The following is a 15,535-nucleotide window of genomic DNA, read 5'->3' as shown; positions in this document are numbered from 1 at the left end:
CGGCGGAGACGGCGTCGATCACTGTGTCAGGATTCACGGACGCCCTCCCGCCTGTCGGCCACGAACCGGGCCACGGTGACCGAGCCGACGAATCCGATCAGGGAAATCGCAACGAGCAGCATCAGGTTGTTCAGGTGCCGGTTGGCGGCCATGTCGATGCACAGGGCCGCGCCGAAGATGGCCAGCAGCACGTCGGCGGCCAGAACCCGGTCCAGCAGCGAGGGCCCCCGCGCGATCCGGACGATCGCCCCCGCGGCGGCCAGGGACAGTACGACGGCGGTCACCGTCAGGACGGTCTGCATCATGCGGGGGTCTCCTGTGTCAGGGCGGAAAGTTCGGCTTTGGTCCCCATGATCCGGATCAGCCCGGCCTCGGTGTCCCGGACCTCTTTGCGCAGCTTGGCCGCGTCCTCGGCATTGCGGACGTTGATGCCGTGGATGTAGAGCGTGGACGTCGACCTGTCCACCTCCACCACGAGGGACCCGGGAATCAGCGAGATCACGTGCCCGGTGGCCGTGACCAGGAGGTCCGAATGGCTTCGGAGCGGCACGGCTACGACTGCGCTGACCACGTTGGGGCCGCGGACCACGGCCAGGTACAGGACCTGGAAGCTTGCCGCGACGACTTTTCCGAGGAAGATGAGGGCGAACGGCACGGCGCGGAGCACGTTGAAGCGGCCGCCGAGTTCCACCGGGGGCAGATAGAAAATGCGCGCCACGAGCACCGCGATGAGGGCGCCGAAGAGGAGATTGCCCGGGCTGAAGTTCTGCCAGAGCGCGCCCCAGACAAAGACGAGCCAGACCAGCAGCGGCAGTTCCTGGCGCAGCGAGATCCTTTTCCGGTTCATTTTCCGCCGCCCTCCCGGACCTGCACCGGGTGGAGCGACGGGGGCACCGGCGGCACGGGCGCGTCCGGGCCGAGCACGGCCTGGATGTAGGAGGTCCGGTCCAGCATCTCCTGGGCGGACTGGTCGGCCACCCTGAACAGCGGCCCGGCAAAGACCGTCAGGGCCACGCCAAAGACCACCAGGCCCAGGGTGGAGCCCACCATGGTGCGGGGCAGCAGGGTCACATTCGTCTTGCCGGCCCGGTCACCCGTGGCGGAGTCGGCCGGCGCTGCCAGGAGCACCGGATCGGGGTGTTCGGCGTCCCCGGGCTTGCGCCAGAACGCCCGGTTCCAGACCCTCGCGATCGCCAGCAGGGTCAGCAGGCTCGTCAGCACGCCGCCGATCACCAGGGCGTAGGCCAGCGGCGTCCCCAGTTCCACGCCTGCCTGAAGCAGCCCCAGCTTGCCCAGGAAACCCGAGAACGGCGGGATTCCGGCGAGGTTCATGGCGGGAATGAAGAACAGGACCCCCAATACCGGGGAGAGCTTGGCCAGTCCTGCCACGCGGTCCATGGACGAGCTGCCGCCGCGGCGTTCAATCAGGCCGGTCACCAGGAACAGGCTGGTCTGGACAGTGATGTGGTGGGCCACGTAGAACACCGCGGCGCCCAGACCGGCCACGGTGGACATGGCCAGGCCGAACACCATGTAGCCAATATGGCTGACCAGGGTGAAGGACAGGAGCCTCTTGATGTCACTTTGGGCCAGGGCGCCGAGGATGCCCACCACCATGGTCAGCAGCGCCGCGACCATGAGCGGGGCGTTGAGCGCATCCCCCGGGAATAGCAGCGTTTCCGTGCGGACCATCGCATAGACGCCCACCTTGGTCAGCAGCCCGGCAAACACCGCGGTGACCGGGGCCGGGGCGGTGGGGTAGGAGTCAGGGAGCCAGAAGGACAGCGGGAAGACGGCGGCCTTGATGCCGAAGGCCACCAGCAGCATGACGTGCAGCAGCGTCCGGGTGCCCTGGTCGAGGTCGCCGAGCTTGATGGCGAGGTCCGCCATGTTGATGGTTCCGGTGGCGCCGTAGATCATGGCGATCGCGATCAGGAACAGCACCGAGGACACGACGGAGACCACCACGTAGGTCACGCCGGCCCGGATGCGCGGGCCTGTCCCGCCGAGTGTGATGAGCACGTAGCTGGCCGTCAGCAGGATCTCGAAGCCCACGTAGAGGTTGAAGAGGTCTCCGGTGAGGAAGGCGTTGGACACCCCGGCCACGAGGATCAGGTAGGTCGGGTGGAAGATCGAGACCGGCGCGTCGCGGTCGCCGTCGGCCATGCCCTGTCCCGTTGCGTAGATCAGCACCGCAAGGCTCACGGCCGAGGACACCACGAGCATGAGGGAGGAGAACTGGTCCACCACCAGCACGACGCCCCACGGCGGCAGCCAGCCGCCGATGTTCACCGCGGCCGTGCCGCCATCCCAGACGGAGGCCAGCAGCCAGCATTCCAGCAGCAGTGTCAGCGTCAGCACGGCGATGCTGACCGCGCGCTGGACCCTGGGGTGATGGATGAGCAGAAAGGTCAGGGCGGCGCCCAGGATGGGGAGTACGACGGCGAGCGGGGCAAGGCTGGTGATGTTCACTCTCCGCCTCCTTCCGGGCTAGGGTCAACGTTGAGGGAACCGGGCTGTTCTTCAGAGGCGGCCTTGTCGGCCCGCACGGGGCGGTCACCGGACATGACCGTGGCCAGCGGGAACTCCGAAGTCTCGACCGGGATCACGGAGTCGTCCTCGGCATCGAAGCTTGGCGTTTCCGCGACGCGGCGGTCCTCGGCGTCGTCCTGGATTTCATCCTGGCGGGCCAGGACCCAGGTGCGGTAGATGATGCCCAGCATGAACGCCGTGACGGCGAAGGAGATCACGATCGAGGTCAGGATCAGGGCCTGCGGCAGGGGGTCGTTGTAGTCCCCCGCCGGGGTGTCCTTGTCGAAGAGCGGCGCCAGCCCGGCGTAGCCGCCGGTGGCGAGGATCAGCAGGTTCGTGGCGTTGGCCAGCAGCATGAGGCCCAGCAGGACCCGGGTGAGGCTGCGTTCGAGGAGCAGGTAGATGCCACAGGCGTAGAGGGCGCCCATGACCGTCAGCAGGGTCAGGTTGACGCTCATGTTCTCCCCTTGGCAGTGGTTTCCGCGTCGGCGGACTCGGCGGGGACCCCGCCCGGGAATCCTCCGGTGTCCTGGTCTTCGGCGGGTCCCTCTTCGGACGTCTCGGGTTGTTCTTCGAAGTGCTCGTCGATCTCCGCGCCGAGGCTGCGCAGCACGTCCAGGGCCAGTCCGACGACTACGACGTAGACACCGATGTCGAAGATGGTCGAGGTGACGAACTTGATGTCGCCGAAGACGGGCAGCCACAGCTCCACGATGGCGCTCTGGAACACTTCGCCGCCCAGCAGCAGCGGCGTCATTCCGGCGGCGGCCGCCGTGGCCAGACCGATCCCCAGCAGGGTGCCGGCGCCGACTGGTGTCGCTTCGCGCAGTTCGAAGCGGCCGCCGGCCAGGTAGCGGATGGTCAGGGCGAGGCCGGCGGTGAGGCCGCCGGCGAAGCCGCCGCCGGGCAGGTTATGGCCGGCGAGGAGCAGATAGATGGAGAACACGATCATCGAGTGGAAGATGAGGCGGGTGACCACCTCGAAAATGATCGAGCGGCGTTCGGGTGCCAGGGTCCGGCCGGCCACCAGCCAGGCGTCGCGAGTGGCGGCAGCGAACCGCCGGTTCATCGCCAGGGCGGCGTCTTCCCTGGTGCTGCCCCTGGCCCCGGTCCGCCGGCCCACGGTCCCTTCCGCGACGCTCGCGGATGTCCGGATGCGGTCACCGCGGCCGCGGACGAAGATGAGGCTTGCGACGCCGGTGGCGGCCAGGGCCAGGACCGAGATCTCGCCAAAGGTGTCCCAGGCCCGGATGTCCACAAGGGTCACGTTGACGACGTTGAGTCCGCCGCCGCCCTCATAGGCCAGTTGCGGGAACTGCAGGGAGACCGGCGGCGCCACCCGGGCGCCGAGGGCGTGGATGGCCACGAAAATCATGGTGACGCCGAATGCCAGGCCGATCACCACGCGGATGACCCTGTACTTGCCGCCGGTGCGGTCCCGCAGCCCCGGCGGAAGGCTCCGCATGGCCAGCACGAACGCCACCAGGATCATGGTTTCGACCAGCATCTGGGTCAGGGCGAGGTCCGGGGCTCCCTGCAGGGCGAACATCATGGCAATCCCGTAGCCGGTGACGGACACCATCAGGACGGCCAGGAACCGTTTGTTGGCGCGCACCGCGGCCAGCGCCCCGATCACGATTCCGGCGCCGGCCACCAACTGCAGCGGCGAGCCGGGATCGATGACATAGAGACCGGGCGGCAGCGGTTTGTTGGCCAGCAGCAGCGCCGTCAGCGGCAGGACGAACGCCACGGTCAGGATGACGGACAGGTAGAAGAAGAGCGAACCTCGCTGGGTCCGGCCGGTGATCCATACCGCGGTGTCGTCCAGGGCGCCGATCGTCAGCTGGTAGGCACGGTCGCTGTCGATCCAGCCCGGCACCAGCGCCTGCAGCCGGGCCACGGCGTTGCGGCCGTAGAACATCGCCAGGCCCAGGACGAACGTCACTGCGGTCAGGCCCAGGGCCGGGGTGATGCCGTGCCACAGCGCCAGGTGCCCGGGCGGGGCCTCGGAGCCGTGCACAAAAAGCTCCGCGTAGGGCTGGATCCAGGCGTCAACGGTGGCAGGCCACAGCCCGTAAAGGATTGTGAGGAGGCTCAGGATCGCCGGTGCGGCGAGGAACGCCGGTTTGACCGGCTTGAAGGCCGTGGGCTCCACGCCGGGCTTGAGGGCGAAGGCTCCCCACATGAACCTGGCGCTGTAGGCGAAGGTCAGGATGGAGCCCAGGACCACACCGGCCAAGAGCCAGGGTCCGGTCCCGGTCTCCGACTTGTACTGGAGGAAGGCCTCGAACACCGATTCCTTGGCGACGAATCCGGCCAGCGGGGGCACGCCCGCCATCGAGGCCGCGCCGATCGCCGCGACGACCGCCAGTGCCCTGGCCGATCCGTAGACGCCGGAGAGCTCGCGGATGTCCCGGGTCCCGGACTGGTGGTCGATGATGCCCACCACCAGGAAGAGCGTGGCCTTGAACAGCCCGTGCGCCAGGAGCAGGGCTATTCCGGCGAGTGCCGCGTCGGGAGTGCCGAGGCCCACCACCATGGTCATGAAGCCCAGCTGGCTCACGGTGCCGTAGGCGAGGATGAGCTTGATATCTGTCTGCCGGAGGGCCCGGTAGCCGCCCACCAGCATGGTGGCCAGGCCCAGGCCGAGCACGATCGGCAGCCAGGCCGCGGTGTCCGCGAATCCGGGGGCCAGCCGGGCCACAAGGTAGATCCCGGCCTTCACCATGGCCGCGGCGTGCAGGTAGGCGCTCACGGGAGTGGGGGCAGCCATTGCGCCGGGGAGCCAGAAGTGGAACGGCACCAGGGCGGATTTGGTGATCGCACCGATCAGGATGAGGACGACGGCGGCGTTCACGACCCCGCCTGCGGGGCCGGCGACCAGGGTGGGAGCCAGGTCCATGATGGCCTGGATCCGGTAGGTTCCGGCCGTCGAACCGAGCATGATGAGCCCCACGAGCATGGCCAGGCCGCCGGCGGTGGTCACCACGAGTGCCTGCAACGCCGAGCGCCGCGCGGACAGCCGGGTGCGGGCGTAGCCGATCAGCAGGTAGGACAGCACTGTGGTCAGTTCCCAGAAGATGAACAGCAGCAGAAGGTCATCAGCGGTAACGAGGCCGAACATCGCCCCGGCGAAGGCCAGGAGCTGGGCGCCGAAACCGCCGAGGTAGTCGTCCTTGTCCTTGAAGTAGCGGGCGCAATAGACCAGCACCAGCGCGCCCACCCCCAGCACCAGCAGGGACATGACCCAGGCCAGGGCGTCCATCCGGAACGCGAGTTCGAGCTGCAGCCCGGGAATCCAGGGGATGACTTCGGTAATCGCCCCGTCAGAACCTGAATAGACTGTGCCTGAATAGACTGCGTCGTGCTGCAGCAGCAGCCAGATAAAGGAGGCCGCGGGGACCGCGGCCAGGGCGAAGAACGAATTCCTGCCAAACTTTCGGAACAGCAGCGGGGCCACAGCAGCCACCGCAAAGTGCACGGCAAGGACTGTGATCACTGGTATCTCCGCAACGTCAGAAAGTCGATTGTCAGCAAGTTGGAGCAGGCGGGTCATTTGTTAGGTTCGGTGCCGTCAGTTTACCAAGCGTGTACAAATTCTTTTGGCCGGGACACCGGTCACTGAACAATTCGACGCAAATGTGAAGCCGGGGCTAAACCCTGCCTGGCAAAACCCCCTGCCGCTCCCCCTCGGAGGACGCCCGGGGCGGCTACGATTCTGGCTATGAACACTGCCGCCGCCCCAGAGGCCATGCGCCCCTCGGAACTGGAATCGGGAAGTCCCGTCCCGCACCGTGGCCGGATCCTCGCGTGGGCCTCGTGGGACTGGGGTTCGTCAGCCTTCAATGCCGTCATGACAACGTTCGTTTTCACCGTCTACCTGACCTCCAAGGCATTCGGCGGGGAGGACCAGGCCTCGGCAGTCCTGGGCGCCGCGCTGGCCGTCGCCGGCGTGGCCGTTGCCCTCCTGGCCCCGGTCACCGGGCAGCGCTCGGACACGGGCGGCCGGCGGAAGCTGTGGCTAGGGGTCAACACGGCCGCCGTCGTCGTCCTGACCGGGTTGTGCTTCTTTGTCTTCCCGCGGCCGGACTTCCTGATCCTGGGCGTCACGCTCATAGCGCTGGGCAACGTCTTCTTCGAGTTTGCCGGGGTCAACTACAACGCCATGCTCACCCAGATCTCCACCCCGCGGAACATCGGCAAAGTGAGCGGCTTCGGCTGGGGAATGGGGTATCTCGGCGGCATCGTCGCGCTGCTGGTTGTGCTCCAGCTTTTCGTCCAGCCCAGCGTGAACTGGTTTGGCGCCTCCACCGCGGACAGCCTGAACATCCGGCTGGTGGCGGTGTTTTCGGCCCTGTGGTTCCTCGTCTTTGCACTGCCCGTGCTGTTCGCGGTCCCGGAGCTGCCGCGCTCGGACCGGGGCGCAGGACTGGGGTTCCTCGCCTCCTACGGCCTGCTCGTACGGCGCATCAAGGCGATCTACCGGACCAGCCCGCACACTATCTACTTCCTCCTCGCGAGCGCCATCTTCCGGGACGGGCTGGCAGCTGTCTTCACCTTCGGCGGGGTGATCGCGGCCGGCACCTTTGGCTTCGAGCTCAAGGACGTCATCTTCTTCGCGATCTTCGGAAATGTCGTGGCGGCCGCCGGCGCCATCCTCGGCGGCTTCCTGGATGACAGGATCGGGCCGAAGACCGTGATTATCGCGTCTCTGGCCGGCCTGCTGGTCGCGGGTACCGCGATCCTGGTCCTCGGCAACGGCAGTTACATGTTCTTTGGCATGGCCTGGGCCGGGACCACCACGTTCTGGGTCTTCGGCCTGCTGCTGTGCCTCTTCGTGGGGCCGGCCCAGTCGTCCTCCCGCGCCTACCTCGCCAGGCTCGCCCCGCACGGCGAATCCGGCGAGCTCTTCGGCCTCTACGCCACCACGGGCCGGGCCGTAAGCTTCCTCGCCCCCGCGCTCTTCACGCTGTGCATCGCCGTCGCCGCACCCTTCGTAGCGGAGGGCGAGGCCCAGCGCTGGGGCATCCTCGGCATCATGGTGGTGCTGCTCGTGGGCCTGCTCGTGCTCCTGCCGGTCAAGGCCCCCGATCAGACCGAAATCGCGGTGGTCCCCGAGTCCTGAGGCGGCCGAATCAACGGTTCGCGCACTAGGCTGAGGGTATGAACGTGGATGAGACGGACCTCCCCGGCCTCGGCCGGCGCAAGGACTTCATGACTGCCTCCGGACGCCGGATCGGCGTTGTCGAATACCGCGAGGGCCAGACGGAACTCATCGTCTCGACCTGGGACGATCCTGACACCTGCCAGGCCTCTGTCCCGCTGACTGCGGATGAGGCCGCCGCCCTGGGCAACCTCCTGGGCGGCCAGCGCATCGCCATGCAGCTCTCGGAAGCCCACCGGGAAATCCCGGGTATTGTCACGCGCCAGTTTTCGATCAGCGCTGAGTCACCCTTCCAGAACCAGCCGATGGGGAAGGCGTGCATCCGGACCCGGAGCGGGGTCTCGATCGTGGCTATCATGCGCGAAGGCGAGGTCGTGCCCTCCCCGGGACCCGACGTCGTCCTCCACCCCGGTGACCTCCTCGTTGCGGTGGGTACGCAAGAAGGCCTGGACACGGCGGCCGGCATCCTGCGCAACGGATAAGCCGGATGGATCCGCTCGCGCTGACCCTGATCGAGCTGGGGGCCGTCGTCTTCTGCCTCGGCCTGCTGGCCAGGTTGGCCGGGCGGATCGGCATGTCCCCCATCCCGCTCTATCTGGTGGGCGGGCTGTTCTTCGGGGCCGGGGGCCTGGTCAAGCTCGAAGGCATGCACGAGTTCGCGCACCTTTCCGGCGAGATCGGCGTAATTCTCCTGCTGCTTATGCTTGGGCTGGAATATACGGCGTCCGAGCTCGTCACCGGCCTGCGGCGGTCCTGGCAGGCCGGCGTCCTGGACCTGCTGCTCAATTTCCTGCCCGGTGCCGGGCTCGCGGTGATGCTGGGATGGGGCGTCGTGGGGGCCATGGTGATGGGCGGCGTCACCTACATTTCATCGTCCGGGATCGCCGCAAAGGTCATCACGGATCTTGGCCGGATCGGCAACCGGGAAACTCCGGTGGTGCTGTCCATCCTGGTGTTCGAGGACCTCGCCATGGCCGTGTACCTGCCGGTCCTGACCGCCACGCTGGCCGGCGTCAGCATCCTGCTGGGGCTGCAGACGGTGGGGATCTCCCTTGCCGTCGTCAGCCTGGTCCTGGTGGTGGCCCTGCGGCACGGACACCACGTGTCCAAGGCCGTGCACAGCGAAAACTCCGAAGTCTTCCTGCTCAACCTGCTCGGCTTGGCACTTCTCGTCGCGGGGCTCGCGGCCGCCATGCAGGTTTCCGCTGCCGTGGGCGCGTTCATGCTCGGCATCGCGATTTCCGGCGCCACGGCCCACAGCGCCACGCGCATCCTGGAGCCGCTCCGGGACCTCTTCGCGGCCATCTTCTTTGTGGTTTTTGGCCTCAACACGGACCCCCGGTCCATCCCCCCGGTCCTGGGCTGGGCGCTTTTGCTTGCCGTGGCGACGGCAGCCACCAAGGTGGTCACCGGGTACTGGGCGGCCAAGCGGGCCGGGATTGGCATTCCCGGCCGCTACCGCGCGGGCGCGGCCCTGATCGCACGCGGCGAGTTCTCGATTGTCATCGCCGGCCTGGCCGTTGCCTCCGGCGTGGTGCCCGCCGATCTGGCAGCCCTCGCCACCGCCTACGTTCTGATCATGGCGATCGTGGGGCCGCTGGCCGCCCGCTTTGTGGAGCCGCTGGTCCGGCTCCTGCGCCGTCCGGCACGGCGGCCCGCGTTCCGGACCTCGGGCCCGGCGTAACGCTGCCGCCCTGCGACTCAGCGCACTGGGTGCCTGGCCAGGAGGCTGGCTTGGCTGGCGCGGCCGTCCGGCCTGGCAGCCGTCCCGCCTAGATGTTGGTGAGGTGGAAATTCAGGTGGCTGCGGCTGGCCGTGGGCCCGCGCTGGCCCTGGTAGCGGTTGCCGTATTCCCCCGAACCGTACGGGTGCTCCGCGGCCGAGGACAGCCGGAAGAAGCACAGCTGGCCGATCTTCATACCGGGCCAGAGCTTGATGGGCAGCGTGGCCATGTTGGACAGTTCCAGCGTGACGTGGCCGGAGAATCCGGGATCGATGAAACCCGCCGTCGAGTGCGTCAGCAGGCCGAGCCGGCCGAGCGAGGACTTGCCCTCGAGGCGGGCCGCGATGTCATCCGGCAGCGTCACGGTCTCGTACGTGGAGCCAAGGACGAACTCCCCCGGGTGCAGGATGAACGGCTCGCCGGACTCAACTTCCACCAGGCGGGTCAGCTCGGGCTGTTCCTCGGCCGGGTCAATGTGGGCGTATTTGTGGTTGTCGAACAGCCGGAAGAACTTGTCGATCCTGACGTCCACCGAGGACGGCTGGACCATGTCAGGGTCGAAGGGTTCGAGGACAATCCGCTGGGAGTCAATTTCGGTTCGAATGTCGCGGTCAGAGATCAGCACAGGTTCAAAAGTACCGCACTCACTACGGTCCGCCTGGCCGGAGGCCTGTATTACACCCTGGGCGCCGGTCGGATAACAGCGCCCAGGGCTCGTGAACCGGCTACGGGACCGCCGCCGTCACATTGTCCAGCAGCACAGTGATCGGCGCATTGTTAGCACTGCTGGAAAGATACGTGAATAACCCGACGCCGCCCGCCGCCTGCAGAGCCGCCGTCGTGTCAGTCACGGAGCGCTGCCAGCTTACCGGTTCGGCCGTCCCCACTTCCCAGACTTTGGCGCGGATCGTGGTGGTCCCCGTGCCCGTGACCTGCAGGCGCATTGCCAATCGATCGCCGACGGCATAGTTCAGGCCACCGATCGTGAGTCCACTCTGGATCGTGGTTTCGGCACCGCTGGCCGATGTCCTGATCAATGACAGGTTCACAGCTCCCGTGGATGTCACCTGGGCCTTGGCCCGGTATTCTCCGGATCCCGCAACCCGTCGTCCGACTGCCGAGAAATACAGACCGGAACCGGTGGCGGGTTTGTCGGTCGCAAGCTCAAGGTAGAGGTCGGTGGCCGAGGAACTGACAGAACCCAGATAGGCGTACTTGACGGCGCCTGGAGAGGCGATGCGCAGGCGTCCTGTCCCGCTGGCCACGGAATAATCGCTCGTGCTGCCCGTCACGGACCATGGGCCACCCGTTTCCGCGGTGCCGAGACCATTACTGACCGTCCTGTTGAACGTGTCCTGGGCAAACGGTGCTGTGCCAGCTGTTGTTGTGACGGTTCGCGTTGTCGCGTTTGTGGCTCCGCCGTTGTCAGTGACAGTCAGGGTGACGTCGTAGCTGCCGGGGGCGGCGTAGGAGTGCGACGGCGAAGGGCCGCTGCCGCCGATGCCGTCACCGAAGTCCCAGGCATAGCTTGCTATGATGCCGTCCGGATCTGTGGACGCCGACGCGTCGAATGCACAGGTGAGACTAGAGCAGGACGAGGTGAAGGACGCGGCTGGAAGCACATTGCCCCCCGCCGAAGCGACGATGAAGGCATCCGTGAACGCCCCGTCCGTGGCGACAAATCCGGCCTCCAAGGTGGTGGCGGTGAACTTCATGTCCAGCAGGCCGTGACTTGGGTTCAGGTTGAGCCCCGAATAGGCGGCGAAGTACGGTGTTTCCGGATCGGCGGTATTGACGTCGCGCAGGCCTACGCCGCCCGTCCCGACAGTTGCGAATACGGAGCCGGCTCCCTTGGCCAGGGAATTGTCCCCGTCACGCACGCAGGATGGGTTGTAGACGCCAGGCTGGAGCCCCGCGCATCCGGCTGCTACTGAAAGCTGCTTGCTGCGCTGATAGTGATGTTCATGGCCGTTCAGGACGACGTCCACTTTCTTGCTGAGAAGCAGGTTAGTAATGTCGGTGCCTGCAACGCAGTCGTATATACCGATCGAGATGCAAGGTGTGTGCATAGCCACCACGACCCAGGGTATGGACGCGGACCGGGCTCCGTCGATTGCTGCTGCTGTCCAGTTATAACGAGGGCTGCCGACGGAGTAGTCAGGGGTTCCGCCCGTAAAAGGAATTCCCGGAGTGATAAATACAAATCGTGCCAATGGATTCTGCTGTGGGACATCGACGTAGTATTGCCGGCCGTAGGTCCCTACCGCCCCGGGAAGCTGGTTGGGCAAGCAAGCAGAAAAATCATTAATGTTTCCGTTCTGTCCGTTGCTTTCGTGGTTGCCCGACACCAGCGCGAACGGGAAGCCCGCGCCTGTGCGGGCTGTGACGAAATCGCACCAGGACTGCTCTGCTCCGGTGGCACCGTAGGAAAGGTCACCCAGGGCCAGGTGCAGGTCCGGTTTGAGCTGTCCGACTCGGGAGAGGACACCGGCAGCGGCGGCTGAAGTGGAATAATCGCCCGCCGCTGTGACGCGAAGTTCCCCCGGAACGGCGGGGACGACGGCGGCTTCGGCAGCCTCCGTTCTCCCGGGCAGCAGTTGGGCCATCGCCGGACTCCAGGCCACCGATCCGGCGAAGACAAGGGCAGCGCTCGTAACCGACACCGTGACGAGATGCCAAAACGTGGCGACACGGAGCGTTAATCGCCTCTTCGTTGCGCTCGCGGCACGCTTATCCGTGCGCCGGTTCCGAACAGCGAGCCACTTCTTACCCGTCATCGGCTGCGGAGGCCCGCTGTGATGGCCATGGCTGGCATCGGGCGGCTGGGGCGGCGACGGTGCACACTCCGTTGATGGACCGCTGTTTTCAACGCTCATGCTGCCCCCTCATGAATTTGCTTCGAACGGCATCGCTGGTGATGTGCTGGGCCGGCACTTCAGCGATACATTCCGCTCAACCCAGCACACCACTTGTGTGCTGGGTTGAACGGTAAGCTGAGCCCCCTTCGGGTCCCCGAGTATGCGGTACTCGACTTTCTCGCCGTTTCGTCGGTCCTACTCGCATTTGTACTTGCATCTGCCTTGAGCAATGCATGCTCCATCAGGGCGCAACAGACCCGCAGGGTTTGCCTCGGGGCATATCGAACCGACGGTAATGCGAAGAGTCGGCCAACTATTTTTCGGCTGCCTATTACTTTCCAGAGTCCGCTGTTTCGAGCGAACCAGCCGCTTTGGGCTGTCGGTTGACATATGGAACACGAGTCTGCAGCCAGGCCGTCACTGGCAGTTCCACAAACCGATAAATTAGCGTGGTTGCAACCAGTGCCGCCGCGATCGACAGCAGGACAGAAACGACGCCGTTCGTGACTCCCAGCCGAACCAGCACTTCGGGTATTGCTGGCGCAATTAACGGATGAAACAGGTACAGGGAGTAGGACGCGGCTCCCAGAAACGTCGCGAACTTTGGGACCCCTCGTCCAATGAGCGGCTCAAGCCAGGCTACCGCCAAGACGATTGCGCTTACCGCGAGCATTTCGAAGACACGATTGTTCAACGAACCATCTATATCGGGGTGGATCACCATGTATAAAATCCCGAGTGCAAGTACCGCAAGGACCGCCGGCGCCAAGCGGCGGCGCGTTCGGGGGTTGAGAGTCAACTTCGCAATGAGCATGCCCACAAGGAAATAGAGAACGATCGGATCAAAGTAGACGGCCCAGGCAGGCCAGTTGGCTCCGCGGAACAGAGATCCGCAAGCCACAAGGACTAGCACGCCCCCAGCCAGGTAGATGACGTTCGCCCTGACGAGCAGCGCAACGGCAAAGACTGCGTAAAAGAACATCTCGAACACCAAAGTCCAGCCAACACCCAAGAGTGGTTCCACGGCTCCGTCCGCGTTACGTGAGGGCAGGAACAAGTATGAAAGGACAACCTTGCCGGGATCAAGCGCTGAATGAAGAACCGCCGCAGGCAGTACCAACATCGTTAGTAATTTGACCGTGGTGGCCATCCAGTACATCGGAACAATGCGGATTATTCTCCGCATTGAAAAGTACTTCCAGCCGTCCCGAGTACCGGCGAGAGAAGTCGTCGAGGCAACCATGACAAAACCGCTGATCACGAAAAACACCCGGACGCCAACCACGCCGTCATTCCAGACGGGGACCGATGACGACAGTCTTTCGTGAGCATAAAAGGTCGAGTGTGTGACCACTACCAGTAGTGCGGCGATGAAGCGAAGGGCCTGAATACCCTGGAACTTACCCGGTTTGGCCTGCGGCAAGTCCGTCCGCTGGGCGGCCGATTTATCTTGGTCTTTCGGCGAGCCGAGCCTCGAAAATCCGATGAGTCGCATTCGTTACCTCTTCGTCCTCACAAACAAACACCAGGAGCGGAAACACGGCATTGCTCCGACCCTAGTGCATCTGCCGGCTCCGTGGGGTTTTGCGTGCGGGATTTTTCTGTCGGTAAATTTCCACAGGCTCTCCCGCCGTGCGCATCCGTGGCAGCCTGCCATCACGGCCCTTGGGAAGGAAGCCAGGCTGGAACATAGTTGGCCATTTGGCAGCCGACGTGACTGGGCCCAGAACTATGCACTGTCGACTTTGATCCCGCGGAAGGATATGGGGACTTTTCCCTTATAGGCCTTACAGAGGGTGAAGTAGCCGCCGCGGTGTTCCGCGGTTGTTACCGATACCTTCGCCTCTTCGGCGTCGGGCCGGGAAAACGTTATGCGGGAGCTCTCCACTGAGATCCTCAAACTGATCCATGATCCGGGCACCGGAGGAGCTGTCCTCAACACGCCCAAACTTTCGGAGGCGCCGGACTCGCGCCTGGCGTAAAGCCGAAGCTCGCCTTTGTCATCCAACAAGAGATGGTAACCGGCTGGACCAGGTTCGAGCGGTTGATACGGGCTGTCGCTGGTGAGGCCGAATGCTAGTCCGGCCTGCACCGAAGAAGGCACCCTCGTGGGCCAGCACAACTGAAATTCGATGGAATATTCATCGCCGGCGATGGGGCACATGGACCCAAGTGAATAGCTTTGGTCCACGTCGTCGGCAAGTGTGACGGTTGCTTCCCGGGGTGAAATAAGGGGCTGGAAGGCCCAACCGAGGGTCGACGGAAGGTCCCCTGCGGCGCGGAGCCCCGTGGCGAAAGTGTCAGCGGTGGCCGCCGGAACGTCGGTCATCACGTAGGGAATGTTGGGACACATCATGCCCCGGACTCCCAGCTCAAGAAGGCTGTCCCTTCTCGAACGTGTATGAACCTCCCAACAGATCGTGGGCCGTCCGAAACCGACGAGCCGCTGTATATCCGCGTCAGCCGCCAGATGATAAATGCCTACGAAGTCATGACGGGCGGCGTACTTTTCAAATTTCTTGTCCGCTCCGTCCACAAAGTAGCCCCAGGTTTTATAGCCGCGGGCCCGTGCGTCTTCGAACGTTTTGACGCCCGCGTCCTGCTTCCAGACGAAATGGCCGGTCGAGTCCGGATAGGTATCCATGAGGTCCAGGAGCACTTTGGTGTTGGTGCCCTGCTTGTCCTCCAGGAAGACAACGTGTGTGGCGGCGCAAGCGTCCAGGACGTCCGACAATTTGGGTATCGGCTGGGGGGCCGTTGACGGCCCCAGCCATTGCCGCGCGTCGACGCGGAACTCTGCGAGTTCCGCGTACGTCATGTTCTCGATGTCCTTGTCGACGCCTGTTAGGCGCGAAAGATTAGCGTCATGATGACAGACCAGGACGCCGTCGGACGTTGAGTGGACCGAGACCTCTATAGCCCGCGCCCCCGCGGCCCTAGAGGAGTCGTAGGCGACTTTCGTGTGTTCGGTCCAGTTGTCTCCGGAGCCCCTGTGGGCGATATAGAACGGTGTCGTTCCGGTAAGGCTGTCCACCGTATAGATCGGCGATCGCTCGGGCACGGCATCATTCGCTGAACAGGATGCGAGCACCAGGCCGGACGACGATGCGATGAGGAAGGTCCTCCTCGATACATGTTCTGGTGATTGTCTGCCAGTCCTACCCATGGGACCGGACCTTACGGACTGGGTCAGACGGCTGCCGTGCAACGTAGTTGGAACTTGCCGTCAGCGAGTTGAAGGAGAGTTGGTGAATTACA

At 64.9% G+C, this 15,535-nt stretch carries 12 protein-coding genes; 3 read left to right on the top strand and 9 right to left on the bottom strand.

Annotated features, from left to right (window positions below):
* Positions 1-26 precede the first annotated feature (26 nt).
* From AC1DBX_RS08765 to AC1DBX_RS08745, 5 genes are read right to left on the bottom strand one after another with little or no spacing between them, the layout of a single operon-like run.
* Complete coding sequence (locus tag AC1DBX_RS08765) at positions 27-305, bottom strand: MrpF/PhaF family protein (protein WP_018774043.1); 279 nt, start codon at positions 303-305, stop codon at positions 27-29.
* A complete protein-coding gene (locus AC1DBX_RS08760) occupies positions 302-847 on the bottom strand; it encodes a Na+/H+ antiporter subunit E (protein WP_476931555.1) in 546 nt (181 codons plus the stop codon). Before AC1DBX_RS08760 ends, AC1DBX_RS08765 begins: the two co-directional genes overlap by 4 nt.
* Positions 844-2,472 (bottom strand): Na+/H+ antiporter subunit D, encoded by a 1,629-nt coding sequence (locus AC1DBX_RS08755; RefSeq protein ID WP_476850770.1) that lies wholly within the window; start codon positions 2,470-2,472, stop codon positions 844-846. Before AC1DBX_RS08755 ends, AC1DBX_RS08760 begins: the two co-directional genes overlap by 4 nt.
* Positions 2,469-2,990, bottom strand: a complete 522-nt coding sequence (locus AC1DBX_RS08750; protein ID WP_230009245.1) for a Na(+)/H(+) antiporter subunit C — start codon at positions 2,988-2,990, stop codon at positions 2,469-2,471. Before AC1DBX_RS08750 ends, AC1DBX_RS08755 begins: the two co-directional genes overlap by 4 nt.
* Complete coding sequence (locus AC1DBX_RS08745) at positions 2,987-6,031, bottom strand: Na+/H+ antiporter subunit A (RefSeq protein ID WP_476931554.1); 3,045 nt, start codon at positions 6,029-6,031, stop codon at positions 2,987-2,989. The genes AC1DBX_RS08750 and AC1DBX_RS08745 overlap by 4 nt, the downstream gene beginning before the upstream one ends.
* A gap of 225 nt (positions 6,032-6,256) precedes the next feature.
* Between AC1DBX_RS08745 and AC1DBX_RS08740 the strand changes: the two genes are divergently transcribed.
* From AC1DBX_RS08740 to AC1DBX_RS08730, 3 genes are read left to right on the top strand one after another with little or no spacing between them, the layout of a single operon-like run.
* Positions 6,257-7,657 carry an MFS transporter gene (locus AC1DBX_RS08740; RefSeq protein ID WP_476857319.1) on the top strand — a complete coding sequence of 467 codons (1,401 nt, stop codon included), beginning with the start codon at positions 6,257-6,259 and terminating at the stop codon, positions 7,655-7,657.
* Positions 7,658-7,695: 38 nt separating this feature from the next.
* Positions 7,696-8,178: a cation:proton antiporter regulatory subunit gene (locus tag AC1DBX_RS08735; RefSeq protein ID WP_028275382.1), complete on the top strand. Its 483-nt coding sequence runs from the start codon at positions 7,696-7,698 to the stop codon at positions 8,176-8,178.
* 5 nt (positions 8,179-8,183) lie between these two features.
* A complete protein-coding gene (locus AC1DBX_RS08730; RefSeq protein ID WP_476931553.1) occupies positions 8,184-9,380 on the top strand; it encodes a cation:proton antiporter in 1,197 nt (398 codons plus the stop codon).
* An 88-nt stretch (positions 9,381-9,468) separates the two neighbouring features.
* On the opposite strand, the gene dcd is transcribed toward AC1DBX_RS08730, so the two are convergent.
* The 4 genes from dcd to AC1DBX_RS08710 form a co-directional block, all read right to left on the bottom strand.
* Positions 9,469-10,044, bottom strand: coding sequence for a dCTP deaminase (dcd, locus tag AC1DBX_RS08725; RefSeq protein WP_026538211.1), 576 nt, complete (start codon positions 10,042-10,044; stop codon positions 9,469-9,471).
* A gap of 100 nt (positions 10,045-10,144) precedes the next feature.
* Positions 10,145-12,295 carry a PKD domain-containing protein gene (locus AC1DBX_RS08720; protein ID WP_476931552.1) on the bottom strand — a complete coding sequence of 717 codons (2,151 nt, stop codon included), beginning with the start codon at positions 12,293-12,295 and terminating at the stop codon, positions 10,145-10,147.
* A gap of 313 nt (positions 12,296-12,608) precedes the next feature.
* Positions 12,609-13,772 (bottom strand): acyltransferase family protein, encoded by a 1,164-nt coding sequence (locus AC1DBX_RS08715; RefSeq protein WP_476931551.1) that lies wholly within the window; start codon positions 13,770-13,772, stop codon positions 12,609-12,611.
* Between the two features lie 234 nt (positions 13,773-14,006).
* A complete protein-coding gene (locus AC1DBX_RS08710) occupies positions 14,007-15,338 on the bottom strand; it encodes a glycerophosphodiester phosphodiesterase (protein ID WP_476931550.1) in 1,332 nt (443 codons plus the stop codon).
* Positions 15,339-15,535 lie beyond the last annotated feature (197 nt).

The sequence above is a fragment of the Arthrobacter sp. 10N44_2 genome, assembly GCF_056394385.1.
Note: the sequence above shows the minus strand (reverse complement) of the source record. Positions and strands in the feature narration are given on the sequence as shown.